The organism is Actinacidiphila epipremni, from assembly GCF_012034175.1.
GTDB lineage: Bacteria > Actinomycetota > Actinomycetes > Streptomycetales > Streptomycetaceae > Actinacidiphila > Actinacidiphila epipremni.
Genome location: NZ_JAATEJ010000039.1, coordinates 1 through 24,796, shown reverse-complemented (window position 1 = coordinate 24,796; position 24,796 = coordinate 1). Strand labels below are relative to the sequence as shown.

General features: G+C 74.2%; 18 protein-coding genes. 6 read left to right on the top strand and 12 right to left on the bottom strand.

All coding sequences use genetic code 11. The features are described from left to right. Positions 1–13 precede the first annotated feature (13 nt). Both HCN08_RS32370 and HCN08_RS32365 read right to left on the bottom strand, forming a co-directional pair. Positions 14–1,834 (bottom strand): GMC family oxidoreductase N-terminal domain-containing protein, encoded by a 1,821-nt coding sequence (locus HCN08_RS32370; protein WP_167986894.1) that lies wholly within the window; start codon positions 1,832–1,834, stop codon positions 14–16. Between the two features lie 9 nt (positions 1,835–1,843). Continuing rightward, positions 1,844–3,508 carry a succinic semialdehyde dehydrogenase gene (locus HCN08_RS32365; protein WP_167986893.1) on the bottom strand — a complete coding sequence of 555 codons (1,665 nt, stop codon included), beginning with the start codon at positions 3,506–3,508 and terminating at the stop codon, positions 1,844–1,846. Positions 3,509–3,791: 283 nt separating this feature from the next. Here HCN08_RS32365 and HCN08_RS32360 point away from each other — a divergent pair, with 283 nt between their 5' ends. Both HCN08_RS32360 and HCN08_RS32355 read left to right on the top strand, forming a co-directional pair. Continuing rightward, entirely contained in the window at positions 3,792–4,760 is a 969-nt protein-coding gene (locus tag HCN08_RS32360) for a quinone oxidoreductase family protein (RefSeq protein ID WP_167986892.1), read from the top strand. A 34-nt stretch (positions 4,761–4,794) separates the two neighbouring features. Further along, on the top strand, positions 4,795–5,394 hold the full coding sequence (locus tag HCN08_RS32355; protein WP_167986891.1) for a TetR/AcrR family transcriptional regulator: 600 nt from the start codon (positions 4,795–4,797) through the stop codon (positions 5,392–5,394). Here HCN08_RS32355 and HCN08_RS32350 read toward each other — a convergent pair. The 5 genes from HCN08_RS32350 to HCN08_RS32330 all read right to left on the bottom strand — a co-directional run bounded on the left by HCN08_RS32350 (position 5,384) and on the right by HCN08_RS32330 (position 14,769). Beyond that, entirely contained in the window at positions 5,384–6,937 is a 1,554-nt protein-coding gene (locus tag HCN08_RS32350) for a serine/threonine-protein kinase (protein WP_167986890.1), read from the bottom strand. The two genes, HCN08_RS32355 and HCN08_RS32350, sit on opposite strands and share 11 nt — an antisense overlap. A gap of 96 nt (positions 6,938–7,033) precedes the next feature. After that, positions 7,034–9,148 (bottom strand): protein kinase, encoded by a 2,115-nt coding sequence (locus HCN08_RS32345; protein WP_167986889.1) that lies wholly within the window; start codon positions 9,146–9,148, stop codon positions 7,034–7,036. A gap of 70 nt (positions 9,149–9,218) precedes the next feature. Beyond that, positions 9,219–11,084: a serine/threonine-protein kinase gene (locus HCN08_RS32340; protein ID WP_167986888.1), complete on the bottom strand. Its 1,866-nt coding sequence runs from the start codon at positions 11,082–11,084 to the stop codon at positions 9,219–9,221. Between the two features lie 92 nt (positions 11,085–11,176). Continuing rightward, entirely contained in the window at positions 11,177–13,003 is a 1,827-nt protein-coding gene (locus HCN08_RS32335; protein WP_240970652.1) for a serine/threonine-protein kinase, read from the bottom strand. A 59-nt stretch (positions 13,004–13,062) separates the two neighbouring features. Beyond that, positions 13,063–14,769 carry a glycerol-3-phosphate dehydrogenase/oxidase gene (locus HCN08_RS32330; protein WP_167986887.1) on the bottom strand — a complete coding sequence of 569 codons (1,707 nt, stop codon included), beginning with the start codon at positions 14,767–14,769 and terminating at the stop codon, positions 13,063–13,065. Positions 14,770–15,107: 338 nt separating this feature from the next. On the opposite strand from HCN08_RS32330, the gene HCN08_RS32325 reads away from it, so the two are divergent. Beyond that, complete coding sequence (locus tag HCN08_RS32325; RefSeq protein WP_167986886.1) at positions 15,108–16,379, top strand: nucleotide sugar dehydrogenase; 1,272 nt, start codon at positions 15,108–15,110, stop codon at positions 16,377–16,379. Between the two features lie 178 nt (positions 16,380–16,557). Continuing rightward, complete coding sequence (locus HCN08_RS32320) at positions 16,558–17,157, top strand: hypothetical protein (RefSeq protein WP_167986885.1); 600 nt, start codon at positions 16,558–16,560, stop codon at positions 17,155–17,157. A 72-nt stretch (positions 17,158–17,229) separates the two neighbouring features. Here the strand turns inward: HCN08_RS32320 and HCN08_RS32315 are convergent, their stop codons facing one another. The 4 genes from HCN08_RS32315 to HCN08_RS32300 form a co-directional block, all read right to left on the bottom strand. Next, positions 17,230–18,351, bottom strand: coding sequence for a GuaB3 family IMP dehydrogenase-related protein (locus HCN08_RS32315; protein WP_167986884.1), 1,122 nt, complete (start codon positions 18,349–18,351; stop codon positions 17,230–17,232). 314 nt (positions 18,352–18,665) lie between these two features. After that, positions 18,666–20,165, bottom strand: coding sequence for an IMP dehydrogenase (gene guaB / locus HCN08_RS32310; protein ID WP_167986883.1), 1,500 nt, complete (start codon positions 20,163–20,165; stop codon positions 18,666–18,668). A gap of 148 nt (positions 20,166–20,313) precedes the next feature. Further along, the gene (gene shbA / locus HCN08_RS32305) at positions 20,314–20,940 is read right to left on the bottom strand and encodes an RNA polymerase sigma factor ShbA (protein ID WP_167986882.1); all 627 of its coding nucleotides are present in this window, start codon (positions 20,938–20,940) and stop codon (positions 20,314–20,316) included. 340 nt (positions 20,941–21,280) lie between these two features. Further along, on the bottom strand, positions 21,281–21,892 hold the full coding sequence (locus HCN08_RS32300; RefSeq protein WP_003948568.1) for a response regulator transcription factor: 612 nt from the start codon (positions 21,890–21,892) through the stop codon (positions 21,281–21,283). Positions 21,893–22,302: 410 nt separating this feature from the next. Here HCN08_RS32300 and HCN08_RS32295 point away from each other — a divergent pair, with 410 nt between their 5' ends. Beyond that, on the top strand, positions 22,303–22,605 hold the full coding sequence (locus HCN08_RS32295; RefSeq protein ID WP_167986881.1) for a WhiB family transcriptional regulator: 303 nt from the start codon (positions 22,303–22,305) through the stop codon (positions 22,603–22,605). A 24-nt stretch (positions 22,606–22,629) separates the two neighbouring features. Here HCN08_RS32295 and HCN08_RS32290 read toward each other — a convergent pair whose 3' ends face one another. Next, positions 22,630–23,526: a LysR family transcriptional regulator gene (locus HCN08_RS32290; RefSeq protein WP_167986880.1), complete on the bottom strand. Its 897-nt coding sequence runs from the start codon at positions 23,524–23,526 to the stop codon at positions 22,630–22,632. Positions 23,527–23,611: 85 nt separating this feature from the next. On the opposite strand from HCN08_RS32290, the gene HCN08_RS32285 reads away from it, so the two are divergent. Beyond that, the gene (locus HCN08_RS32285; protein WP_167986879.1) at positions 23,612–24,763 is read left to right on the top strand and encodes an aminotransferase class V-fold PLP-dependent enzyme; all 1,152 of its coding nucleotides are present in this window, start codon (positions 23,612–23,614) and stop codon (positions 24,761–24,763) included. Positions 24,764–24,796 lie beyond the last annotated feature (33 nt).

Here is a 24,796-nt window from a genome sequence, read left to right as displayed (position 1 = left end):
CGTAACGCACACATTACCGTGTGTGCGTCCCCGCGGGCGGCACCTCGGGCACCGGCAGCAGCGGCAGCCGCAGCCCGCCGAAGGCGTCCGCCGGCACCGCGGGCGCGGCCGGCGGCACCGCCGCGACCGGCCGGTAGCCCTCGCCCTGCGCCGGGCGCGGATCGGCCTCGCCCTTGTTGGGCCACAGTGCCATCGCCCGCTCGGCCTGCGCGGTGATGGTCAGCGACGGGTTGACGCCCAGGTTCGCCGACACCGCCGCGCCGTCCACCACATGGATGCCCGGGTGCCCGAACAGCCGGTGGTACGGGTCGATGACGCCGTGCTCGGCGTCCGCGCCGATCGGGCAGCCGCCGAGGAAGTGCGCGGTCATCGGGCGCTGCACCGCCTCGCCAATGTTGCTGCCGGCGAAGCCGTTGATCTGCTCGGCGATCAGCCGCGCGGCCTGCGCGCCCTCGGGGATGTGCACGGGGTTGGGCTCGCCGTGGCCCTGCCGGGCGGTGAGCAGGCCCTTGCCGAGGCCGCGCCGCTTGCGGTAGGTGGCCAGCGAGTTGTCGCTGGTCTGCATGACCAGGCCGATGATCGTCCGTTCCGACCAGCGCCGGTTGGACATCGACAGCGCCGCGAGCACCGGGTGCCGCAGGTTCGCGCCGACGAACTCCAGCCAGCGCGGCAGCCGGCCGCGGTGGGGCGCGGCGAGGATCGAGAAGGAGCCCATCGAGTTGGAGCCGCGCCCGTAGCGCACCGGCTCGATGTGGGTGTGGTCGTTGGGGTGCACCGACGAGGTGATCGCGACGCCCCGGGTGAAGTCCGGTGTGCGGCCCGGGAATTTCTTCCGGTAGCGGCGCGGCGAGGTCTGCGCGCCCACCAGCGCCTCGGAGTTGGTGCGGGTCAGCTCGCCGAGCCGGGCCGGGATGCCGGGCAGCCGGCCCGTGTCCCGCATGGTGTGCAGCAGCGTCTGCGTGCCGTACGTGCCGGCCGCGAGCACGACCTGCCGGGCCCGCAGCACCTGCCGCCGGCCCTTCCTGCGCCGGTCGGTGGGCACGGCGGTGACCCGGTAGCCCCCCTCGGGGTCCTCGGTGAGGTCCACGACCGTCGTCATGGGGTGGACGACGGCGCCGGCCTGCTGCGCCAGGTGGAGGTAGTTCTCGTTGAGGGTGTTCTTCGCGCCGTGCCGGCACCCGGTCATGCACTCCCCGCACTGCGTGCAGGCCCGCCGGCTGGGCCCGGCGCCGCCGAAGTACGGGTCGGGCACCTCCTGGCCGGGCGCGGCCTTCGCACTGCCGTCGGCGTCCTCGCCGTCGCCGAAGAAGACCCCGACCGGCGCGAGGTGGAAGGTGTCGCCGACGCCCATCGCCTCGGCGGCGGCCCTCAGGTGCTCGTCGGAGGGCGTGACGGTGGGGTTGAGCCGCACCCCGAGCATCCGCCGGGCCTGGTCGTAGTACGGCGCCAACTCCCGCTGCCAGTCGGTGATGTCACCCCACTGGCGGTCGCGGAAGAAGGCGGCCGGCGGCACGTACAGGGTGTTGGCGTAGTTGAGCGACCCGCCGCCGACGCCGGCGCCGGCCAGCACCAGGACGTTGCCGAGGACGTGGATGCGCTGGATGCCGTACAGGCCGAGGGCGGGCGCCCACAGGTAGTCGCGCAGCGCCCAGGAGTTCTTGGGCAGCTCCTCGCGGGCGAAGCGGCGGCCGGCCTCCAGCACGCCGACGCGGTAGCCCTTCTCGGTCAGCCGCAGCGCCGCGACCGAGCCGCCGAAGCCGGAGCCGACGACGAGGACGTCGTAGTCGAAGCCGTCACCGCCGCCTGCCGTGTCCTGCGTGTCGTCGGTTGCCACGGGCCCTCCTCAGCGCATCCGCAGGGTCTTCATCAGCCGCAGCGAGCGGCTCAGGAAGGCCGCGTACTTCTCGTCGTCCATGCCGAGCGCGGGCGCGAGCGGCAGCAGCCGCTGGGTGGCGACGGTCTGGGCCTCGGTGAACTTCAGGATGCCCTCGGAGCCGTGCCGCCGGCCGAGCCCGGAGTCCTTCATGCCGCCCATGGGCGCCCGGACGCTGCCGTACGCGGCGGCGTACGCCTCGTTGACGTTGACGGTGCCCGAGCGCAGCCGGGCCGCGATCCGGGCGCCCCGGCGTACGTCCTTGGTCCAGACGCTGGAGTTGAGGCCGTACTCGGTGGCGTTGGCGCGCTCCACCGCCTCGTCCTCGTCGCGGAAGCGGTAGACGGACACGACCGGCCCGAAGGTCTCCTCGGCGCACACCGCCATCGGCGGCTCGACGCCGTCGAGGATCGTCGGCTCGTAGACGTACGGGCCGATGTCCGGCCGGTGCCGGCCGCCGGCGAGGACGCGGGCGCCCTTGTCGCGGGCCTCGTCCACATGCCGGGTGACGACCTCCAGCTGCCGCGGGCCGACGAGCGAGCCCATGCCGGCGCCGTACGCGAGCGCGGTGCCGAGCCTGAGCGCGCGGGTGCGGGCGGCGAAGCGCTCCAGGAAGGCGTCGGCGACCGACGCGTGGACGAACAGCCGCTCGACGGAGATGCACAGCTGGCCCGCGGAGGCGAAGCACGCGCGGACCGCGCCCTCGGCGGCCTTGTCGAGGTCGGCGTCGTGCAGCACGAGCAGCGCGTTCTTGCCGCCCAGCTCCAGGCTCGCGCCCACCAGCCGGTCGGCGGCGCGCCGGGCGACCTCGCGGCCGGTGCGGGTGGAGCCGGTGAAGGACACGTAGTCGGCGTGGTCGACGACCGCGGGGCCGACGACCGGCCCGTCGCCGATCACGATCTGCCACACGCCGTCCGGCAGCCCCGCCTCGACCAGCTGCTCGCGCGCCCACAGGGCGGTCAGCGCGGTCTCGGTGTCGGGCTTCATCACGACGGCGTTGCCGGCGGCGAAGGCGGGCAGCGCGTCGCCGACGGACAGCTCGAAGGGGTAGTTCCAGGGCGCGATCTGCCCGACGACCCCGCGCGGCTGGCGCAGCTCGACCGCCCGGGTCAGCGCCGGGATCGCGCCCTGGTGCCGGCGCGGTGCGAGGTAGGAGGGGGCCTTGCGCCCGTAGTGCCGGGCCGACATCGCGACGACCTGGACCTCCTCGTGGGCGTGCAGCCGGGCCTTGCCGGTCTCGACCTGGATGAGGTCCAGCACCTCGGCCTGCCGGGCGAGGACGAGGTCGTGGAAGCGCAGCAGCACGGCGGCGCGCCTGCGGGCCGGCGTCGCGGCCCAGGCGCGCTGGGCGGTGCGGGCGGCGGCGAAGGCGGCGGCGACGTCGTCGGGCGACGCCTCGGGGAAGGAGGCCAGCTCCTCGCCGGTGAGCGGGGTGTGGCTGACCGTGCGGCCGGCGCCGGGCAGGCCGCGGGTGAGCCGGGCCAGCAGCGCGGGCGTGACGACGTCGGCGGGCCCGCGGTCGCCGCGCGGGGCGGCGGGATTGCCGCCGGTAGCGCCGGGGGCGCCGGGCGCGTCCTGGCCGGCGGGTGCGGGGGCCGCGGGGGCGGTGGGCTTCAGCTCCGGCGAATCCGTCATGCCGGTGAGATTACGACGCGGGGCCGCGGCTGGCTACCCATGAGTAGCCACTTTCTACCGCCGGTAACACCCTGGCCCGGGGCGTACGGCGCCGGCTCGTACGGGCGTACGGACCGGCGCGTACGCGGACCGACGGCGTACGGCATACCGCGGGCGTACCACCGGGCGGACCGCCGACGGACCGCGGCGCAAAACTGGACTTGCCGGTCCAATTTCCGCTTCCTACCGTCGAAGACACGCGGGCCGTCCAGGGCACGCGACCTGCCCCGAGGAGGCACGGCTCATGCACGCGATCCGCATCGAAGCGCACGGCGGCACCGAGGTCATGGAGTGGACCGCGCTCCCCGACCCCGTGCCGGGACCCGGCGAGGCCCTGGTGAGGGTCGCCGTCGCCGGGGTGAACTACATGGACGTCGGCGCCCGGCAGGTCGGCGGGCCCGGCTGGGCGCCGCCGTTCCTGCTCGGCGTCGAGGGCGCCGGCCGCGTCACCGCGCTCGGCGAGGGCGCCGAGGCCGAGGGCTTCGCGGTCGGCGACCGGGTCGCGTGGTTCTACCACCCCGGCAGCTACGCCGAACTCGCCGCGATCCCGGTCACCTCGCTGGTCCGCGTCCCCGACGGCGTGGCCGACGAGACCGCCGCGGCGGTCATGATGCAGGGCCTGACCGCCAACCACTTCACCACCGAGACGTATCCGATCGGCCCCGGCGACACCGCCGTCGTGCACGCGGCGGCCGGCGGCGTGGGCCGGCTGGTCACGCAGATGGCCAAGGCCCGCGGCGCCCGCGTCATCGGCCTGGTCTCCCGGCAGGAGAAGGCGGCGGTCGCCGCCGAGGCCGGCGCCGACCACGTCCTGGTCTCGGCCGGCGGCGGCTTCGAGGAGCAGGTCAGGGAGCTGACCGGCGGCGAGGGCGCGCACGTCGTCTACGACGGCGGCGGCATCCCCACCTTCCGCTCCTCGCAGCTGGCCCTGCGCCCGCACGGCGTGCACGCGTACTACGGCCCGTTCATGGGCGTACCGTCCTTCGCCGTGACGGACCTGCCCAACAGCATCCTGCTGTCGTACCCGGTGGTGCAGCACCACGTCCGCACCCGGGAGGCCCTGGTGCGGCGCAGCGCCGAGGTGTTCGCGATGCTGGAGCAGGGCCGGATCTCGGTGCTCGTCGGCGGGCGCTACCCGCTCAAGGACGCCGCGACCGCGCACGCCGACCTGGAGTCGCGCCGGACCACCGGCAAGCTGCTGCTCCTCCCGTGAGGAAGGCAAGGAAAAAGGAAAGGGGACCCGGACGATGACCCTGACCAGCAGGGGCGCCGCCACCCGCCGGCGCATCGTGGCCGGCGCGGCCGACGAGATCCGCGCGCAGGGCGTCTTCTCGGTGACCCTCGACGACGTCCTGGCCCGCACCGCCACCAGCAAGAGCCAGCTCTTCCACTACTTCCCCGGCGGGAAGGAGGAGCTGTTCCTGGCCGTCGCGCGGCACGAGGCCGAGCGCGTCATCGCCGACCAGCAGCCGGAGCTGGACGCGCTCACCTCGTGGCAGGCGTGGCGGGACTGGCGGGACAAGGTCGTGGCCCGCTACCGGGAGCAGGGCCAGGACTGCCCGCTGAGCATCGCGGTGTCGGAGGCCGGCCGGTCCACGCAGGCGACCCGCGCGGTCGTCAGCGGGCTGATGGAGCGGTGGCAGGCCCGGCTCGCCGCCGGCATCCGGCACATGCAGACGGCCGGCGAGGCCGCGCCCGACCTCGATCCGGACCGGGCGGCCCGCGCGCTGCTGGCCGGGATCCAGGGCGGGGTGCTGCTGCTGATGTCGACCGGCAGCGCCGCCCACCTGGAGGCGGCCCTGGACGAGGGCATCGCCGCCCTGCGCCGCGTCGCGGCTACGGCGTGAAGCTCGCGCGGGCCGCGTCGAAGGTGGCCCGGGTCTGCTCCGAGAGCGCCAGCGGGCCCGAGAGCCAGATGTCGTATATCCGGCCGTCCTGCACCCAGCACAGGTCGAAGGTGCGGCGCGGGCCCTTGCCGTCCGCGAAGCCGTCGTACGTGAACTCCCACAGCGCGGCCTCCTCGCCGTGCTGCGTCGTGCGGGTCACGACGCCGTCCCGGTAGCCGGCGTACGGGCCCTTGGGGCGGCGGGCGGCGGCGTCCTGGCCGCTCATGATCGCGTACGGGCTGCCCGCGGCGGGCGGCTGGACGCGCTCGCCGAAGCGGAAGTCCCGGTCCTGCGACCAGTAGTAGACCCGCGGCGGCACCTCCTCGCGCCGGTAGTCGGCCGGCAGCGCGACGGAGAAGCCGCGCTTGTCGGTGACGCGTACGAAACCGGCCGGCACGGTGGGCGTGGGCGTCGGCGTGGGGCTCGCGGTCGTGGGCGTGGGCGTACGGGCCGGCGTCGTCGCCACCGGCGTCGTTGATACGGGCGCGGCCGAGGCGGTGCCGTCCTGGCCGCGGGTGACGACGAGCGCGGCCGTGCCGCCGGCCACCACCGCGATGAGCGTCGCCGCCGCCAGCGCCCCCAGCACCCGCCGCCGTGCGCCCCGCCGCCGTACCGGCCGCTCGGCGGGCAGCTCCGGCGTGGTGGGCGCGTCGGGCGTCGGCGGCTCCACGCCGGTCTCGGCGTACGCGACCAGCACCGTCTGCACCTCGGCCGCGGCCATCCGGCGCGCCGGGTCGCGCTCCAGCAGGCCGCGCACGACCGGCATGAGCGGGCCGACGGCGGCCGGCGGGGTGATGTCGCCGATCGCGACGGCGTGCACGATCTCGCCGATCGACTCGCGCTGGAAGGGCGAGCGGCCGTCGACCGCCGCGCACAGCAGCGCGCCCAGCGACCACAGGTCCGACTCGGGCCCGGCCGGCGCGCCCGACATCCGCTCGGGCGCGGTGTATTCGGGCGAGCCGACGAAGCCGCCGGTCTCGCTGATCGTGGCGCTGCCCGGGACGCGGGCGATGCCGAAGTCGGTCAGCACGACCCGGCCGTCGGCCCGGTCGATCAGCACGTTCGCCGGCTTGACGTCCCGGTGCTGGATGCCGTGCTCGTGCGCGGCGAGCAGCGCGCCGGCGACGGCCGCGCCCACCCGGGCGGCCTCGCGCGGCGGCAGCGGGCCGTCGTCACGCAGTACGTCGGCGAGCGAGCGGCCGTCGACCAGCTCCATCACGATCCACGGGCTGCCGTCCTGCTCGACCACGTCGTAAACGACCACGACGTTGGGGTGCCGGATCCGGGCGACGCTGCGGGCCTCGCGCAGCGCGCGGTCCAGCTGCCGGCCGGGTTCGCCGTCGCCGGGCAGGTGCAGTTCCTTGACGGCGACCCGGCGGTGCAGCAGCTCGTCGGTCGCCGCCCACACCGTGCCCATGCCGCCGCGGCCGAGGCGCCCGGCCACCCGGTAGCGCCCGGCGACGACCCGCGGCGGATGCCCGCCGCGGCCCCCGTAGCCAGCCATGCGCTCATCATGCCGCACCCCGGCCCGCGGTCCGGCGCGCTCACGCGCTCTCCCCGGGTTCTCCCCACGGCGGGGCGCATCGGCCGGCGGGGGACGTCAGTTGACGGTGTAGGTCTCCACGACCTTGTCGAACGCCCGCTGCACCGCGGCCCGTTGCGAGTCGGGTCCGTAGATGAGGACGACGTGGTAACGGCCGCCGATCTGGATCGCGAGGTTACGGGCGTACACCGTCTGCTGGTTGGCGTCCCGCCAGGTGTACTCGCCCTCGGCGGCCGGCCGGCCCTGCACGGTGACGGTCTGCAGGCCCGCCGCCGAGGACCACGACGAGGCGCGGAAGTCGGCGAGTTCGGGCTCGACGAGCTGGTAGGCCAGCGGGTCCTGGCTGTCGCCGGTGGCCTTGTCGCGGCCGGGCACGACCGTCATGGTCAGGTCGCTGCCGGTGTAACGCACCTGGTCCTTGGCGTTCTTGGCCGTCCGCTGCCATCCGGTGTGGACGGCGACGGTGAAGCCGGCCGGGTCGGCCTTCAGCGCGAAGTCCGGGCCGAGGTCGGGTGGGGCGGCGGGCGGCGCCGCGGTGGTGGGGGCGTGGGTGGCGGGCTTGGTGGGCGCCTTGGTGGGCGCCGTCGCCGTGTCCTTCGCGCCGCCGTTCCCGTCGTTCCCGTCGGCCCCGTCGTCCTTGGAGCCGCCGCCGGAGCCGGGCATCTGCGCCGGGACCGTACGGTCGCCCGAGGAGTCGTCGCCGGAGCCGCCGCGGTGCGGCATGAGCAGCACCGCGAAGACCACCAGCGCGACCAGCACCGCCAGGACCAGCACCAGCAGCCGGGCGCCGAGTCGGCGCGGCGAGGAGTCGCCGCCGCCGGAGGCCGGGCGGCGGGAGGAGACCACCTGCTCCTGGTGGAAGTGCTCCTGCTGCACCTCGCTGCGCTTGACCCGTTCCCGCGCGGGCCTGGGCGCCCGTGCCGGCCGGGCCTGCTTGCCGCGGGCGTGCCGGCGGTGCTGGGGCCCGCCGGGGTCGGCGGCCTCCCGCCGCCTGCGCCGTACCAGCTCGCCCTTGCGCCGCTTGACCGGCAGCTTCGCCGGGTCGGCGATGACCGGCACGGTCTGCAGGCCCAGGTCGGGTTCGGGCGCGGAGCGGATCAGCGAGCGCAGCCAGCCGCCCAGCTCCTCGGCCTCGGGGCGCTCCTCGGGGTCGGGCCGCAGCAGCGACTCGACGAGCGGGCGCAGCGGCCCGCACTCCTCGGCGAAGGCGGGCGGCTCGGCGCACACCATCTGGACCAGCTCGGCGGCGTTCTCCTCCGGGTACGGCGGATGGCCCTGGACGCTGCGGAAGAGCAGCGAGCCGAGCGCCCACAGGTCGGCGGGCGGGCCGACCGGCGGGGAGAGCTGCCACTTCTCGTGCACCGGGTGGGCCTGCTCGGGCGCCCAGCGCTCGGTGACGGCGCCGACGACGGTGATGCGGTTCTGCCGGGCCCGCTCGGCCTCCAGCGCGGAGCGCGGGCCGTGCCAGGCGGCCGGGTCGGCGGGCGGCGGCGGGCCGTCGTGGTCGCCATGGTCGCCGCGGTCGCCGCCCGAGCCGGCGGTGCCGCCGGGGCCGTCCGGCTCGTCCGCGCCGGCCGCCGTGCCGGGCCCGCTCATCGCCGGAACCGGCTCGGGCAGCGGGTCGTAGCCGCACAGCGCCTCCTGCGCGGCGCCGGCGGCCAGCCCGCCGAGCATCGCCCGGCCGTCGTCGCACACCAGCACCGTGCTCGCGGTGACGTTGCGGTGCGTCCAGCCGTTCGCGTGCAGCGCCCGCAGCGCGGTGAGCACGTCGGAGGCGATCTCGGCGGCGCGGTAGGCGTCCAGCGGCCGTTCGGCCAGTAACGCGGCGAGCGGCCGGCCGGACACCAGTTCGCTCGCGATCCACAGGCTGCCGCTCTCGACGAAGATGTCGAAGACCTGCACCAGCCGCGGATGGTCCGGTATGGCGGCGGCGGCCCGCGCCGCCTCCAAAGCGCGCCGGGCGCTCTCGCCGAGCATGTCGGGCCCGTCGTCCGCGAAGCCCTCGGTGGCGAAGTCCGCGCCGACCACCTCGGGCAGCAGCACCTGGTGGACCAGGACCTCCTGGCCGCTGTAGGTGTCGAAGGCGCGGGTCTCGACGAGCTCGTACTCGTCGGCCGGCGGCCGGGGCAGCCGGTAGCGGTCGGCGAGCACCCGCCCTGCGTATTCGTCCACGGCGCCCCCTCCCTGGCCCGCTCCGGATGCGTACGGTTCGCGCACCCTCACCATACGTGCTGCGGGAAGCTCACTCGGCCGGTTTGAAGGTAGCGAAGACGACGTCGCGCACATGGACGTTCGCGGCGCTGTTCCAGTCCTCGGCGGGCGTGGTGAACAGCAGCGCGTACCCGTGCCCCGGGTCGGTGACCATCCCGCGGTTCAGAACATGTTCTTGCTTACCCCCGTTCGTACGCTTGTACTCCCAGTCGGCGGCGTCGTACGTGCGGTAGTCGACGCTCCGGACGCCGATGGTGCGGTAGCCGGGGATGGTGTTGTGCGCGGCCTTCTTCTGCCAGTCGGCGAGCGCGCTGGGGCCGGGGGTGCGGGTGTAGTCGACCATCAGGCGGGAGCCGTCGGGGCCGCCGTAGTAGGTGCCGGTGGCGTAGTTGGTGTCGGGCAGGCGCTTCCAGGTCGCCGGGATGGCGAGGATCGCGCCGCCCTTGGCGGTGACCAGCTGGAAGCCGGCGGGGGCGGTCAGCGCGGTGTCCTCGGTCGTGCCCTGGTCGTCGCCGCCGCCCTTGCCTTTGCCCTTGCCCTTTCCGCCGCCGTGGTCGTCGCCCTGGTCGTCGCCGCCGCGGGCGGCCGTGGTGGCGGCGGGGGCGGCGGTCGTGGTGGCGGCGCCCTTCCCGTGGCTGCCGGCGCCGGCGGTGGTGCCGTTCTTGGTGTCGCCCTTGGAGCCGGCGCCGGAGCCCGAACCGCCGCCGTCGCCGCCGCCGGAGGTCGCGATGAGGACGCCGATCAGCGCGGCCAGCACCGCGAGGACGGCCACGGCGATGATGCCGAGCCGGCGGCGCGGCAGGACGTCGCCGAGGGAGGCCCGCGCGGGCGGCGGGGCGTCGGCGGGGCTGCCGTGCTCGGGCGCGGGCCTGGGCTTGGGGACGGGCCGGGCGGCGGCCCTGCGCACCGCCCGCAGCGCCTCGCGGGCCCGCTCCAGGTCCGGCGCAGGCTGCACGCCCTGCGCGGCCTGGGCGCCGGCCGCGGGGGCGGCGTCCGCCGCGTTCACGGGCAGCAGCGTCGTACCGGTCTCGCCGCTCGATATCCGCGGCGCGGCCACCGGCGGCTCCGGCGCGTTCGCGACCTGCTCCAGCAGCGCCCGCGCCGCCGGCTCGGCCAGTCGCTTGTCGGGGTCCTTGATGAGCAGCCCGGCGATGGCCGGCGCGAGCCGCCCGGCGTTGGGCATGGGCGGCACCGGCTCGGTCATCACCGCGGTCAGGGTGGCGATCGCCGAGCCCTTGTCGTAGGGCGGCCGGCCCTCGACGGCCGCGTAGAGGAGCGCGCCCAGCGACCACAGGTCGGCGGGCGGCCCGGGCTTGTGGCCGCGGGCGCGCTCGGGCGAGATGTAGGAGGGGGCGCCGACCAGCATGCCGGTGGAGGTGACGGACGGGTCGCCGTCGATCTGGGCGATGCCGAAGTCGCTGAGGACGACCCGGCCGTCGTCGGCGATGAGCACGTTGGAGGGTTTGACGTCGCGGTGCAGGATGCCCTCGCGGTGCGCGGCGGACAGCACCTCCAGCACGACCAGGCCGACCTCGGCGGCCCGGCGCGGGGTCAGCGGCCCGTCCTCGCGTATCCGGTCCGACAGCGAGCGGCCCTCGATGAGCTCCATCACGATCCAGGGCCGGTCGTCCTCCTTGACGACGTCGAAGACGGTGATCGCGCCGGTGTTGCGGATCCGCGCGGTGGCCTTGGCCTCGCGCAAGGTCCGGGTGACCAGCCGGCGCTTCTCCTCGTCGTCCACGTTGCCCGGGAAGCGCAGTTCCTTGACGGCGACGGTACGGCCCAGGGTCTCGTCGGTCGCGCGCCAGACCGTGCCCATGCCGCCCTTGCCGAGCACGCCGTCGAGCCGGTACCGGTCGGCGAGCAGACGTCCGGCGGTACCTTCGACCTCGCTCATGGCTTCCCTCTGTGGTCGTGCGGTGTGAATCCCCATCATCCCCGACGCGGGCACCCGCAGGCCAATACGCCCCCGGCGCACGGGTGGTGGGCTCAGTCGTGCTCGCGGAAGCCGGCGACGGCGTTGTCGAAGACGGGTTTGTAGTGCGTCCACTGCGCCTTGGGCGCCGACAGGTACACCGCGTACTCGCGCCCGCCCTCCTTGCCGAAGCCGAGGTCGACGGCGCGGAAGGTGGCGCTGGACCCCTCGAAGGTGAACTGCCACAGCGCGGCGTTCTGCCCGTCGGGCGTCTTGGTCCGCTCCATGCGCTCCTGGTGGTACTGGTCGACCTTCGCGGCGGTCTGCGGCTCCAGGTCCAGCCAGTGCTGGTACGGGTCGGGGCCGGCGTAGTCCAGGGCGCTGATCTTCAGGCCGACGGTGCCGGTGGGGTCGACGTAGCTGACCTGGTCGCCGTCGTCCTCGACCTTCTTCCGCCAGCCGTCGGGCACGGGCACGCTGTAGCCGCGGTTGTCCTGGTCCTCCAGGTGGTAGCCGTCCGGGACGGGCGGCGGCTCGTACGTGGCGGGCGGCTCGGTCGTGGGGGGCGCGGTGGGGTCATCGGTGGGATCGGTGGTGACGGGGGTGGTGACCGGGGTGGTGGCGGTCGCGGTGGGGGTGGCGGTGGGGTCGCCGCCGGCGGTGTTGCCGCGGTGGGCGCGGTCCAGGGCCACGGCGACAGCGCCGGCCACGACGGCGACCGCGACCGCGGCGGCGATCCAGCGGCCGGTCCGCCGCCGGGGTGGAGGGTGGTGCGGGGGCGGCGCGCCCTGCGCGGGGGCGCCGCCGGGCGGGAAGGACCCGGTGGCGTAGCCGGCGTGCTGCGGCTGGGGCTGCGGTTGCGCGGGCGTGGCGTACGGCGTCGGGTACGGGCCGAAGGTGCCGGTGCGCGGGCCGGGTACGGGCCCGGAGCCGGTCCCGCCGCCCGTGCCGTTCGCGGGCGGCGGCAGCACCCGGGTGGGCCCGGTGCCGCCGACGTCGACGAGCGCGGTGTCCTGCTCGGCCGCCGGTATCCGCAGCATCCGCTCGGCCTCCGCCGCCGACAGCCGCTTGCCGGGCTCCTTGGCCAGCAGCCCGGCGATGACGTCGGTGAGCGCCCCGGCGTTCGGCGGCGGTGCGACGGGCTCCTCGGCGATGGCGTACGCGGTCTCGATCGCGGTGGGCCGGCGGAAGGGCGAGCTGCCCTCGACGGCCTGGTAGAGCGTGGCGCCCAGCGCCCACATGTCGGCCTCGGGGCCGGGGGCGGCGCCGCGGATGCGCTCGGGGGACAGGAAGTCGATGGAGCCGATGAGCTCGCCGGTGCGGGTCAGGGTGGAGGTGCCGGACGCCTGGGCTATGCCGAAGTCGGTGAGGACCACCCGCCCCCGCCCGGCCTGCGCGGGGCTGCCGTCCTGGCCGTGGCCGAGCAGGACGTTGCCGGGCTTGACGTCGCGGTGCAGGATGCCGGCGCGGTGGGCGGCGATGAGCGCGGCGATCATGCCGCGGCCGATCCGGGCGGCCTCGGCGGGCGGCAGGGCGCCGCGCTCCTTGAGCAGTTCGCCGAGCGTCACGGAGGGGACGTACTCCATGACGATGGACGGCAGTCCTGCGTCGTCGACGACGTCGTGCACGACGATGACGTTGGGGTGGCTGATCCGGGCGGCGGCGCGTGCCTCGCGGCGGGTGCGCTCGAAGAGGGTGGCCAACTCCTCGTCACCCATGTGCGGCTGCGGCGGATGCAGCTTCTTGACGGCGACCTGACGGTCCAGCAGCTCGTCCTGCGCCCGCCACACGGTGCCCATGCCGCCGCGCCCGATGCGCTCCAGCAGCCGGTAGCGGCCCGCGACGAGCCGCCCCTCGTCGGCCCGCCCGGCGGTCCCGGTCGTGCCGCCCATGTCACCCATGTCGCGCTCCTCCGCCTGTCCCCCGTTCGCGCGTTCTGCCGCGCCCAGACGCCTCGCGCCTAGAGTGGCACGATATCCGGCGCTCCGAGCCTGGCGGCATCCGCGGTCAGGTCGTCGGGCTGGAGCTGCGACTCGCGTTCGGCCTCCACCCGCTTGCCGTAGTACTCGACTTCGCGGTCGATCTGCGCGGCGTCCCAGCCCAGGACCGGTGCCATCAGCTCGGCGGCCTCGCGGGCGCTGCGGGTGCCGCGGTCGAAGGTCTCGATCGAGATACGGGTACGGCGGGCGAGCACGTCGTCCAGGTGCCGGGCGCCCTCGGCGGCGGCGGCGTAGACGACCTCGGCGCGCAGGTAGTCGTCGGCTCCGGTGAGCGGCGCGGCGAGCGTGGGGTCGGCCTCGATGAGCTCCAGCACCTCGGTGGCGAGCCCGCCGTAGCGGCCGAGCAGGTGCTCGATGCGGGCGACGTGCACGCCGGTGCGGGCGGCGGTCCTGGCGCGGGCGTTCCACTGCGCCTGGTAGCCCTCGGCGCCGGCGAGCGGCACCTCCTCGGTGCAGCAGGGCGCGACCCGGTGGTCCAGGCCGTGCACCGCCTCGTCGACGGCGTCCTTGGCCATGACGCGGTAGGTGGTGTACTTCCCGCCGGCCACGACGACCAGGCCGGGCGCCGGGTGGGCGACGGTGTGCTCGCGGGAGAGCTTGCTGGTCGCGTCGGACTCGCCGGCCAGCAGCGGGCGCAGCCCGGCGTAGACGCCCTGGACGTCGTCCCTGGTCAGCGGGGTGGCGAGCACCGAGTTGACGTGGTCGAGCAGATAGTCGATGTCGGCGCTGGAGGCGGCGGGGTGGGCCTTGTCGAGGTCCCAGTCGGTGTCGGTGGTGCCCACGATCCAGTGCCGGCCCCACGGGATGACGAACAGGACGCTCTTCTCGGTGCGCAGGATGAGCCCGGTGGTGGAGTGGATGCGGTCCTTGGGCACGACCAGGTGGATGCCCTTGGACGCCCGGACGTGGAACTGCCCGCGCTCGTTGATGAGCGCCTGCGTGTCGTCGGTCCACACGCCGGTGGCGTTGACGATCTGCTTGGCCCGTACGTCGTGCTCGGCGCCGGTCTCGGTGTCGTGGATCCGGGCCCCGACGACCCGCTCGCCCTCGCGCAGGAAGCCGACCACCCGCACCCCGTTGGCGACATGCGCGCCGTAGGAGGCGGCGGTACGGATGAGGGTCGCGACGAAGCGCGCGTCGTCGACCTGGGCGTCGTAATACTGCAGCGCGCCGACCAGGGCGTCCTTGCGCAGCGCGGGGGCGACCCGCAGGGCGTGCTTGCGGGTGAGGTGGCGGTGGACGGGCAGGCCGCGGCCGTGCCCGGAGGAGACCGACATCGCGTCGTAGAGGGCGACGCCGGAGCCGGCGTAGAGCCGCTCCCAGCCCTTGTGCTGGAGCGGGTAGAGGAAGGGCACCGGCTTGACCAGGTGCGGGGCGAGCCGCTCCAGCAGCAGCCCGCGCTCCTTCAGCGCCTCCCTGACCAGGGCGAAGTCCAGCATCTCCAGATAGCGCAGCCCGCCGTGGATGAGCTTGCTGGAGCGGCTGGAGGTGCCGGCGGCCCAGTCGCGGGCCTCGACGAGCCCGGTGGTCAGGCCGCGGGTCGCGGCGTCCAGCGCGGTCCCGGCGCCGACGACACCGCCGCCCACCACCAGGATGTCCAGCTCCTGCTCCGCCATCCGGGCGATGGCCGCGGACCGCTGTTCCGGTCCGAGAGTCGTCGTACGCATCCGTGCCTCCGTGCCTGCCGGCGATCGTCGGGCTGTCGGTCGGTTCCGCTCGGGCTGTACGGGAGGCGGGTCCGGCGTGGGACCTGCCTCCTCCCTCCGATAGTGACCGGCCGGGCCGCCCGCTGCCAGGGCGGACGGCACAGCCGGCCTCTTCCGGTGCGGTCCGAGCGGGACCGTACCGCCGAGTAGGTCGATCACAGACCACCGTACGTCGCCGCACGGCGCGGCGTGCGGTCATATCAGTGATTTGTCTGGTTAGCCTGCTTTGACGCCATGCGTGAGCCCATTCGGGGCCGTCGTTCGTGGTCGTTCGTGGTGGTCGTCAGGGAGGAACCCCCATGCCCGCAGACCTCGCCGTCCTCGGACTCGGCGACACCGGACTCGCGCTCGCCCAGGCCGCGACGGCCGCCGGCATCGGCGTCATCGGCTACGACCCCGACCCCGCCACCGTGGCGGACATCACGGCCGGCCGGGTGCCGCCCGGCTCGCTCGCCGCCGCCGACCTGCGCCGGATGCTCTCCGGCGGCTTCCGCGCCACCGCCGACCCCGCCGTGCTCGGCCGGGTGCGCACCGCGGCGATCTGCGCCCCCACCCCGCCCGGCGAGGACCACGCCCTGGACCTGTCGGCGGTCGCCGCCGCGGCCCGCGCGCTCGCCCCGCACCTGCGCCCGCACACCACGGTGGTGCTGGAGTCGCCGGTCTACCCCGGCACCACCGAGGGCTTCCTGCGCCCGCTGCTGGAGGCGCACGGGCTACGGGCCGGCCGCGACTTCCACCTCGCCTACTCCCCCGGCCGCCTCGACCCCGGCAACCGCACCGTCCGGTTCGCCACCACCCCCAAGGTCGTCGGCGGCCACACCCCCGCCTGCACCGAGGCCGCCGCCGCCTTCTACGGCCGGCTCACCGAGCGCGTCGTACGCGCCCGCGGCACCCGCGAGGCCGAGGCCGTCAAGCTGCTGGAGACCAACTACCGGCACGTCAACATCGCCTTCGCCAACGAGATGGCGGTCTTCTGCCACGAGATCGGCGTCGACCTGTGGGACGTCATCCGCTGCGCCGAGACCAAGCCCTTCGGCTTCCAGGCCTTCCGCCCCGGCCCCGGCGTCGGCGGCCCCGCCCACGCCCTCGACCCCAACGCCGCCCCGCACTTCACCCCGCCGGCCCACCCCCGGCTGCCCGGCCACACCCTGCGGATGGTCGAGCTCGCCCAGGAGGTCAACGCGCGCATGCCGCGCTATGTCGTCCAGCGCGCCGCGGCCCTGCTCAACGAGCACGGCAAGTCGCTGCGCGGCGCCCGGGTGCTGCTGCTCGGCGTCACCTACAAGGCCGACCTCGCCGACCAGCAGGGCGCCCCCGCCCGGGAGATCGGCACCCGGCTGCTCGAACTGGGCGCGCAGCTGTGCTACCACGACCCCTACGTCCCCCAGTGGCGCGTCATGGACCGCCCGGTGCCGCGCGCGGACTCGCTGTGGGAGGCCGCGGCCGAGGCCGATCTGACGCTGCTGCTCCAGCACCACCGCACGTACGACCTCCAGGGCCTGGCCGTGAAGGCGCAGTTGCTGCTGGACACCCGGGGCGCGACCCCGGCGGGGGCGTCCGCGCGGCTGTGAGGGGGACGACGTACGAGTCCTGTAACGACCAGATGAATCATCTTGTCCGATTGTCCGTCCCCCCTGCTAGATTTCGGCGTCACCATTCGCACACGGGGCTGCGCGCATCAAGCAGGCACGCCGAAGCCGCACCCATCCGCCGTGCGATCCCAAGCAGTCCGTCCCCGGGGGACCTCTCATGAGCGCCAACTACCCTCCGCCGCAGCCCGGCGGGAACCCGTACGCGCAGCAGCCGCCGCAGCAGCAGCCGCAGTCGCCCTACCCCGCCTCCCCGTACGCCGCCCCCGCTCCCGGCGGCGCGCCCGGCGCGGCCCCCGGCGGCTTCAACGCCGCCGCGTACGCCCCGCCGGCGCCGATCGGCGCGGCCCCGGGCGGCAACGTCGGCCTCGGCGTCGTCGCCGGCTTCGCCGCCGCGCTCGTCGCCGCGGTGCTCTACGGCCTGCTCATCCGCGGCACGAAGCACGAGATCGGCTACGCGGCGGTCGCCGTCGGCGCGCTCGTCGGCTTCGCGCTCGCCAAGGTCGGCGGACGCAACCCCGCACTGCCCGTCATCGGCATCCCGCTGGCGCTCTTCGGCGTCTACGCCGGCCAGGTCTTCGGCATCGCGCTGCTCATGGCGACGCTCCCGGGCGCGCCCGGCGTGATGACGATCCTCACCGACCACTACGGCCTGGTGAACAGCGCGTGGAAGGACGCGATGGACGGCATGGACTTCTTCTTCTACGCCATCGCCGCGGTCGAAGGCTTCGTCATCACCAAGCGGGTGGCCAACAGCTGACGCCCGCTCACCCACGCCCGAAGGGGCGGCCCCGCGCGGGGCCGCCCCTTCGGCGTGTCCGTACGTCCCCGCTCAGCGGTGGTGCGTCGGGGAGACGGTGACCTCGACGCGCTGGAACTCCTTGAGCTCCGAGTAGCCGGTGGTCGCCATCGAGCGGCGCAGGGCGCCGAAGAAGTTCATCGAGCCGTCCGGCGCGTGCGAGGGGCCGAGCAGGATCTGCTCCGTCGTGCCCTTCGTGCCGAGGTTCATCCGCTTGCCGCGCGGCAGCTCGGGGTTGACCGCCTCCATGCCCCAGTGGAAACCCCGCCCCGGCGCGTCGGTCGCCCGGGCCAGCGGCGAGCCCATCATCACCGCGTCCGCGCCGCACGCGATCGCCTTGGGCAGGTCGCCGCTCGCGCCGAAGCCGCCGTCCGCGATGACGTGCACATACCGGCCGCCGGACTCGTCCATGTAGTCCCGGCGGGCCGCCGCGACATCCGCGACCGCGGTGGCCATCGGCACCTGGATGCCCAGCACGCTGCGGGTGGTGTGCGCGGCCCCGCCGCCGAACCCGACGAGCACACCGGCCGCGCCGGTACGCATCAGGTGCAGCGCCGCGGTGTAGGTGGCGCAGCCGCCGACGATGACCGGGACGTCCAGCTCGTAGATGAACTGCTTGAGGTTCAGCGGCTCGTGCGAACCGCTGACGTGCTCGGCGGAGACGGTGGTGCCCCGGATGACGAACAGGTCGACGCCGGCGTCCACGACCGTCTTGGAGAACTGCGCGGTGCGCTGCGGCGACAGCGCCGCCGCCGTCACCACACCGGCGTCCCTGACCTCCTTGATGCGCTGCCCGATCAGCTCCTCGCGGATCGGGGCGCGGTAGATCTCCTGGAGCCGCGCGGTCGCCCGCAGGTCGTCCAGCTCGGCGATCTCCGCGAGCAGCGGCTCGGGGTCGTCGTAGCGCGTCCACAGCCCTTCGAGGTTCAGCACCCCGAGCCCGCCGAGCCGCCCGATCCTGATCGCCGTCTCCGGCGAGACGACGGAGTCCATCGGCGCGGCGAGGAACGGCAGCTCGAACCGGTAGGCGTCGATCTGCCACGCGATCGAGACTTCTTTCGGGTCCCGCGTACGGCGGCTCGGCACCACGGCGATGTCGTCGAACGAATACGCCCTGCGCCCGCGCTTGCCCCGCCCGATCTCGATCTCTGTCACATCGCGCTCCTTTTCTCTACTCGCGGGCCCAGTATCCCGTACGAGGAGCTGCGCCTGCGCCGGACGCCAACCACCAGGGGCGCGGGGAACTGCGCGCGCAACCGGCCACCGGCCGGTGGTCCGGATCGGACCGAACAGCCCCTTTGGGACGGTGGCGACGTGCACGCCGGTTCTTGGCTGGTCGCGCAGTTCCCCGCGCCCCTGAAAAAGCACCCCGCGGCGCAGCCGCAGCCCCCGACCGGGCGCGCCCAAGCGGCGGCAGCCGCACAGCAAACACAGCCCCGCGCCCCTGAAAAGCACCGGGCGCGGAGCGCCTAGCCGTGGTAGTTGGGGGCCTCGACGGTCATCTGGATGTCGTGGGGGTGGGACTCCTTGAGGCCCGCCGCGGTGATGCGGACGAAGCGGCCCTTCGTGCGCATCTCGGGAACATTCGCCGCGCCGACGTAGCCCATGGTCTGGCGGAGGCCGCCGACGAGTTGGTGGAGCACCGCGGACAGGGGGCCGCGGTAGGGGACCTGGCCCTCGATGCCCTCGGGCACGAGCTTGTCGTCCGAGGAGACCTCCGCCTGGAAGTAGCGGTCCTTGGAGTACGAGCGCCCCTGCCCCCGCGACTGCATCGCGCCGAGCGAGCCCATCCCGCGGTAGGACTTGAACTGCTTGCCGTTGATGAACAGCAGCTCGCCCGGCGACTCCTCGCACCCCGCGAGCAGGCTGCCGAGCATCACCGTGTCCGCCCCCGCGGCCAGCGCCTTGCCGATGTCGCCGCTGTACTGGAGCCCGCCGTCGCCGATGACCGGCACCCCCGCGTCCTGGCAGGCCAGCGCCGCCTCGTAGATCGCGGTGACCTGCGGCACGCCGATGCCGGCGACGACCCGGGTCGTACAGATGGAGCCGGGTCCGACGCCGACCTTGACCCCGTCCACGCCCGCGTCGATGAGCGCGCGCGCACCGTCTCGCGTGGCGACGTTGCCGCCGATGACGTCCACGTCCACCGCGGACTTGATCTTCGCCATCCAGTTGAGCGCGTTGCTGTTGTGGCCGTGCGAGGTGTCGACGACCAGGAAGTCCACGCCCGCGCCGACCAGCGCGACCGCGCGGTCCAGCGCCTCGGGCCCGGTGCCGACGGCCGCGCCGACGATGAGCCGGCCCTCGGAGTCCTTCGCGGCCTGCGGATACTGCTCGGCCTTGACGAAGTCCTTCACGGTGATCAGGCCGCTCAGCTTGCCCTCGTCGTCGACGAGCGGCAGCTTCTCGATCTTGTGCCGGCGCAGCAGCGCCACCGCGTCCACCCGGGAGATCCCGACCTTGCCGGTGACCAGCGGCATCGGCGTCATGACCTCGCGGACCTGGCGGCTGCGGTCGGACTCGAAGGCCATGTCGCGGTTGGTGACGATGCCGAGCAGCTTGCCGGACCCGTCCGTGACGGGCACCCCGCTGATCCGGAACTTCGCGCACAGCGCGTCCGCCTCGCCGAGCGTGGCGTCGGGGCGGACCGTGATCGGGTCGGTGACCATGCCGGACTCGGACCGCTTGACCAGGTCCACCTGGTTGACCTGGTCCTCGATCGACAGGTTGCGGTGCAGGACGCCCACGCCGCCCTGCCGGGCCATCGCGATGGCCATCCTGGCCTCGGTGACCTTGTCCATCGCCGCGGACAGCAGCGGGATGTTCACCTTGACGTTGCGGGAGACGTGCGAGGAGGTGTCGACCTGGTTCGGCAGCACGTCCGACGCGCCCGGCAGCAGCAGCACATCGTCGTAGGTCAGGCCCAGGGCGGCGAACTTCTCGGCTACTCCGTCGGCGTTGAGCGTCATGACACCTTCTCGAATGGTCTTGCCCGGCGAGTTGTTCAATGGTAGTGGCTTCGCCGCTATTCCCCGGACCACCCGCCCGGCCGTCACCCGGCCGGGGTGCCCACCCGCGCATCCGTACGCCGAACGGGGTGCCCTCCAGCCCCTGGGACTACGCGCTCAGCCCCCGCGCACTGGCCGGATGAGCCGCGGCCGACTCCTCCGCGATGGCCCGCAGCCGGCTCAGCGCCCGGTGCTGCGCGACCCGTACCGCACCCGGCGACATGCCCAGCACCTGGCCGGTCTCCTCCGCGCTCAGCCCGACCGCGACCCGCAGCAGCACCAGCTCGCGCAGATGCCCGGGCAGCCGGTCCAGCAGGCCCCTGGCCCACGCGGCGTCGCTGTTGAGCAGCGCCCGCTCCTCGGGCCCGAGCGAGTCGTCGGGCTTCTCCGGCATCTCGTCGGACGGTACGGCGGTGCTGCCGGGGTGGCGCATCGCGGCCCGCTGCAGGTCGGCGACCTTGTGGGCGGCGATGGAGACCACGAACGCCTCGAAGGGCCGCCCCAGATCGCGGTAGCGCGGCAGCGCGCACAGCACCGCCAGGCACACCTCCTGCGCGAGGTCGTCCACGAAGTGCCGGGCGTCACCGGGCAGCCGGGACAGCCGGGTGCGGCAGTAGCGCTCGGCGAGCGGGTGGACGTGCGCGAGCAGTTCGTGGGTCGCGCGCTGGTCGCCCGCGGCGGCGCGGCGGACGAGGGCACCGATGGCCGTCGTGGCCGGAGTGTCGTCGTCGCGCATCCACCCATGGTGCCTCGCCGCCGGTGCTTCCGCCGCATCGCGGCCGTACTTCTGCACCGAAGCGTTATGAGCCGCCGATGCCGAGCCGGCGGCGGATTCCGCGGCCGGCACGCTCATCTCGGCTTTCCGCAGTTTCCGGTCCGCCGCTTGCTGGTCTGCCATCTGGTGCCCCCGCCGATCCCCGAGGAAGTCCATACGTCAAGCATGCGTCCTCCCCAGGGAAAGCGTGGACTCGCCGACGGCTTCTCCGTACGTCGTACGGCGTAGCCGGCCGGCGTACGGCGTATCCGACCCGGTGCGCGGCCCGGTGCGCACGCGCGCCGCCGGGCCGGCTTCCGGCTCAGCGGACCAGGCCCCAGCGGAAGCCGAGCGCGACGGCGTGCGCGCGGTCGGAGGCGCCGAGCTTCTTGAACAGCCGCCGGGCGTGCGTCTTGACGGTGTCCTCGGACAGGAACAGCTCGCGGCCGATCTCGGCGTTGGACCGCCCGTGGCTCATCCCCTCCAGCACCTGGATCTCGCGCGCGGTCAGCGTGGGCGCGGCGCCCATCTCGGCCGAGCGCAGCCGGCGCGGCGCGAGCCGCCACGTGGGGTCGGCGAGCGCCTGCGTCACCGTGGCCCGCAGCTCGGCCCGTGAGGCGTCCTTGTGCAGATAGCCGCGGGCCCCGGCGGCGACCGCGAGCGCGACCCCGTCCAGATCCTCCGCGACGGTGAGCATGATGATGCGCGCCCCGGGGTCGGCCGACAGCAGCCGCCGTACGGTCTCGACCCCGCCGAGGCCGGGCATCCGCACGTCCATCAGGATCAGGTCGGACCGGTCGGCCCCCCACCGGCGGAGCACTTCCTCCCCGTTGGCCGCGGTCGTTACGCGCTCGACGCCGGGTACGGTCGCGACCGCGCGGCGCAGGGCCTCTCGGGCGAGCGGGGAGTCGTCGCAGACGAGGACGGAAGTCATGACCGCCCCCCGCAGCTGAACCGCGTCACGTTGTGCCTCCAGGCTGTACGAAGTAACCACTTCCGCCACACTCAACGACCCTCACCCGAAAGAGTTACGAAGTTTGGTCGCCGCCATCGGCACTCTACGTGATCATCCGCGTACGGATCAGCTATGCCGCAGGTCAGAACGGGTGAGCCGGCGCATTTCTGCAGCCGGTCCGGCGCGGACGGGGGCGTACACAGCGCGCGGAATGCCCCTGAACGGGCGCCGACGTCAGCTTTGCACCCTTTGGCCGCTCTTTTCTGAAGCGTGGGCTAATCGCCCGTAGATTGGCGATAGGTCATATTTACATCTACTACGACAGTAGATGTACGGTCGGAGACACCGAGGTCGTCTTGGCCGTCACGCACCCGTCGAGGGGATGAGCAATGGCAGACTTCTCCCGCCTACCCGGCCCCAATGCCGATCTCTGGGACTGGCAGCTCGTGGCCGCCTGCCGAGGCGTCGACAGCTCGCTGTTCTTCCACCCCGAGGGCGAACGCGGCGCCGCCCGCAGCGCGCGCGAGGCCGCGGCCAAGGAGGTCTGCAGTCGCTGCCCGGTACGCGCCGAGTGCGCCACCCACGCCCTGACCGTGCGCGAGCCGTACGGCGTGTGGGGCGGGCTCACCGAGGACGAGCGCGAGGAGATGATGGGCCGGTCCCGCAACCGGATGCCCGTCACGCAGAACTGACCCCCGAAGAATCGTTTCCGCACCTCACGGCCGGCGCAGGCCCGCACGCGCCAGCCGCCCCAGCATCACGTCGACCGCCGGCACGTGCGCGAGGTCGGGCAGCGTCAGTGCCACGACCTCGCGCCGCACCCCCGGCCGCAGCGCAACCACCGCCACGCCCCGCGCCCGCACCGACTCCAGCGCGAGCCGCGGCAGCACGGCCACCCCCACCCCGGCCGCCACCAGCCCCACCACCGCCGGATAGTCGTCCGTCGCAAAATCGATCCGCGGCGCGAACCCGGCCCGCGCGCACAGCCCCACCAGATGCGTCCGGCACCGCGGACACCCCGCGATCCACCGCTCCCCCGCCAACTCCCCCAGCTCCACCCCCTCCGCCCCGGCCAGCGGATGCCCCGGCGGCACGACACCCACCAGCGGGTCCGCCAGCAACGGCCGCACCACCAGGTCGTCCCACGACTCCTCCGCGTCGGCGTACCGGAACGCCAGCGCGATGTCGCAGTCCCCCGCCCGCAGCATCTCCACCGACCGCGGCGGCTCCGCCTCCACCAGCGACACCTCCGTCCCCGGATGCGCCGCCCGCATCTCCGCGACCGCCCCCGGCACCAACGTCGCCGTCCCCGAAGGAAACGACACCAACCGCACCCGCCCGGCCCGCAACCCCGCGATCGCCGCGACCTCCTCCTCCGCCGCGGTGAGCCCCGCGAGAATCCCGTCCGCATGCCGCACAAGCGCCACCCCGGCCTCCGTCAGCCGCGTCTCCCGCCCCCCACGCACCACCAACGGCGTCCCCGCGGCCAACTCCAACGCCTTCATCTGCTGACTCACCGCCGGCTGCGTACACCCCAACGCCCGCGCCGCCGCGGAGAACGACCCCCCACGCGCCACCGCCCGCAAAACCCGCAGATGCCGTGCCTCGATCATGCGCCCAACCATAAGCATTGCTTAGCCATGAGCCCCACAACCCGGCGATGGACTTTGCCTCACCCCCACCCCCAGGCTTGACCGCATGCCAACGACACCCACCGGCAGCACAACAGCAACCGGCACAGCAAGTGCCACCGACAGCAAGCCAGCGACAACCAGCGCAACCAGCGGAGTCGACGCAACGGGGACAACGGGACTGGCGCCAGCCGAATATCGGGACCTGGCGCCCGGCTACCTGAACACGGCGACGCTCGGGATCGCCCCGGCCAGGGCGACCGCGGCGGTCCATGCGGCGCTCGACGACTGGTCGGCCGGGCGGCCGGCCACCGAGGCGTACGAGGAAGCAGTAGCGGCAGCCCGGGCGGCGTTCGCCCGCATCGTGAACGTCCCCGTCACCCAGGTGGCCCTCGCCGGAACCGTGGCCGGAGCCGTCGGCCTGATCGCCGCGGCCCTGCCGCCCGGGGCCGAGGTCGTCACCTACGAGGCGGACTTCAGCGCGCTGGTCCACCCCTTCGCCGCCCGCCCCGACCTCGACCTGCGCCTGGTCCCGCTCGAAGCCGTCGCCGACGCCGTACGCCCGACCACCGCGCTGGTCGCCGTCAGCTCCGTCCAGTCCGCCGACGGCCGTATCGCCGACCTCGCCGCCATCCGCGCAGCGGCAGCCGCCCACGGCGCCCGTACCCTCATCGACGCCACGCAGTCCGCCGGCTGGCTCCCCCTCGACGCCTCGCTCTACGACTACGTCGTCTGCCACGGCTACAAGTGGCTCACCTCCCCCCACGGCGCGGCCTTCCTCACGGTCGCCCCGGACGCCGAATCCACCCTCGCCCCGACCTCCACCGGCTGGTACGCCGCGGCCGACCCCTACGCCTCCCCGTACGGCCCGATCACCACCCTCGCCCCCGGCGCCCGCCGCTTCGACGCCCGCCCCTCCGCCCTCTCCTTCGTCGCCGCGGCGCAATCCCTCGCCCTCATCGAGGAACTCACCATCCCCCGCATCCACGCCCACACCACCGCCCTCGCCACCCGCCTCCGCACCGGCCTCACCGCCCTCGGCCACCACCCCCTCCCCACCCCCTCCGCCATCGTCGCCGTCCCCGACGCCCCCACCCTCGCCACCCGCCTGGCCGCCACCCCCCTCACCTTCTCCACCCGAGCGAACAACCTGCGGTTCGCCCCGCACTTCTACAACTCCGAGGCAGACATCGACGCACTCCTGAACGCAGCGAGCTGACCCCCCACGGGAAAGCCGCGAGCGGACGGCCCA

What these genes read in the sequence shown, in the direction of transcription:
- HCN08_RS32365 (WP_167986893.1), bottom strand. Translation starts at nt 3,508, where the DNA reads ATGACGGATTCGCCGGAGCTGAAGCCCACCGCCCCCGCGGCCCCCGCA.
- HCN08_RS32360 (WP_167986892.1), top strand. Translation starts at nt 3,792, where the DNA reads ATGCACGCGATCCGCATCGAAGCGCACGGCGGCACCGAGGTCATGGAG.
- HCN08_RS32355 (WP_167986891.1), top strand. Translation starts at nt 4,795, where the DNA reads ATGACCCTGACCAGCAGGGGCGCCGCCACCCGCCGGCGCATCGTGGCC.
- HCN08_RS32350 (WP_167986890.1), bottom strand. Translation starts at nt 6,937, where the DNA reads ATGGCTGGCTACGGGGGCCGCGGCGGGCATCCGCCGCGGGTCGTCGCC.
- HCN08_RS32340 (WP_167986888.1), bottom strand. Translation starts at nt 11,084, where the DNA reads ATGAGCGAGGTCGAAGGTACCGCCGGACGTCTGCTCGCCGACCGGTAC.
- HCN08_RS32335 (WP_240970652.1), bottom strand. Translation starts at nt 13,003, where the DNA reads ATGGGTGACATGGGCGGCACGACCGGGACCGCCGGGCGGGCCGACGAG.
- HCN08_RS32330 (WP_167986887.1), bottom strand. Translation starts at nt 14,769, where the DNA reads ATGCGTACGACGACTCTCGGACCGGAACAGCGGTCCGCGGCCATCGCC.
- HCN08_RS32325 (WP_167986886.1), top strand. Translation starts at nt 15,108, where the DNA reads ATGCCCGCAGACCTCGCCGTCCTCGGACTCGGCGACACCGGACTCGCG.
- HCN08_RS32320 (WP_167986885.1), top strand. Translation starts at nt 16,558, where the DNA reads ATGAGCGCCAACTACCCTCCGCCGCAGCCCGGCGGGAACCCGTACGCG.
- guaB (WP_167986883.1), bottom strand. Translation starts at nt 20,165, where the DNA reads ATGACGCTCAACGCCGACGGAGTAGCCGAGAAGTTCGCCGCCCTGGGC.
- shbA (WP_167986882.1), bottom strand. Translation starts at nt 20,940, where the DNA reads ATGCGCGACGACGACACTCCGGCCACGACGGCCATCGGTGCCCTCGTC.
- HCN08_RS32300 (WP_003948568.1), bottom strand. Translation starts at nt 21,892, where the DNA reads ATGACTTCCGTCCTCGTCTGCGACGACTCCCCGCTCGCCCGAGAGGCC.
- HCN08_RS32295 (WP_167986881.1), top strand. Translation starts at nt 22,303, where the DNA reads ATGGCAGACTTCTCCCGCCTACCCGGCCCCAATGCCGATCTCTGGGAC.
- HCN08_RS32290 (WP_167986880.1), bottom strand. Translation starts at nt 23,526, where the DNA reads ATGATCGAGGCACGGCATCTGCGGGTTTTGCGGGCGGTGGCGCGTGGG.
- HCN08_RS32285 (WP_167986879.1), top strand. Translation starts at nt 23,612, where the DNA reads ATGCCAACGACACCCACCGGCAGCACAACAGCAACCGGCACAGCAAGT.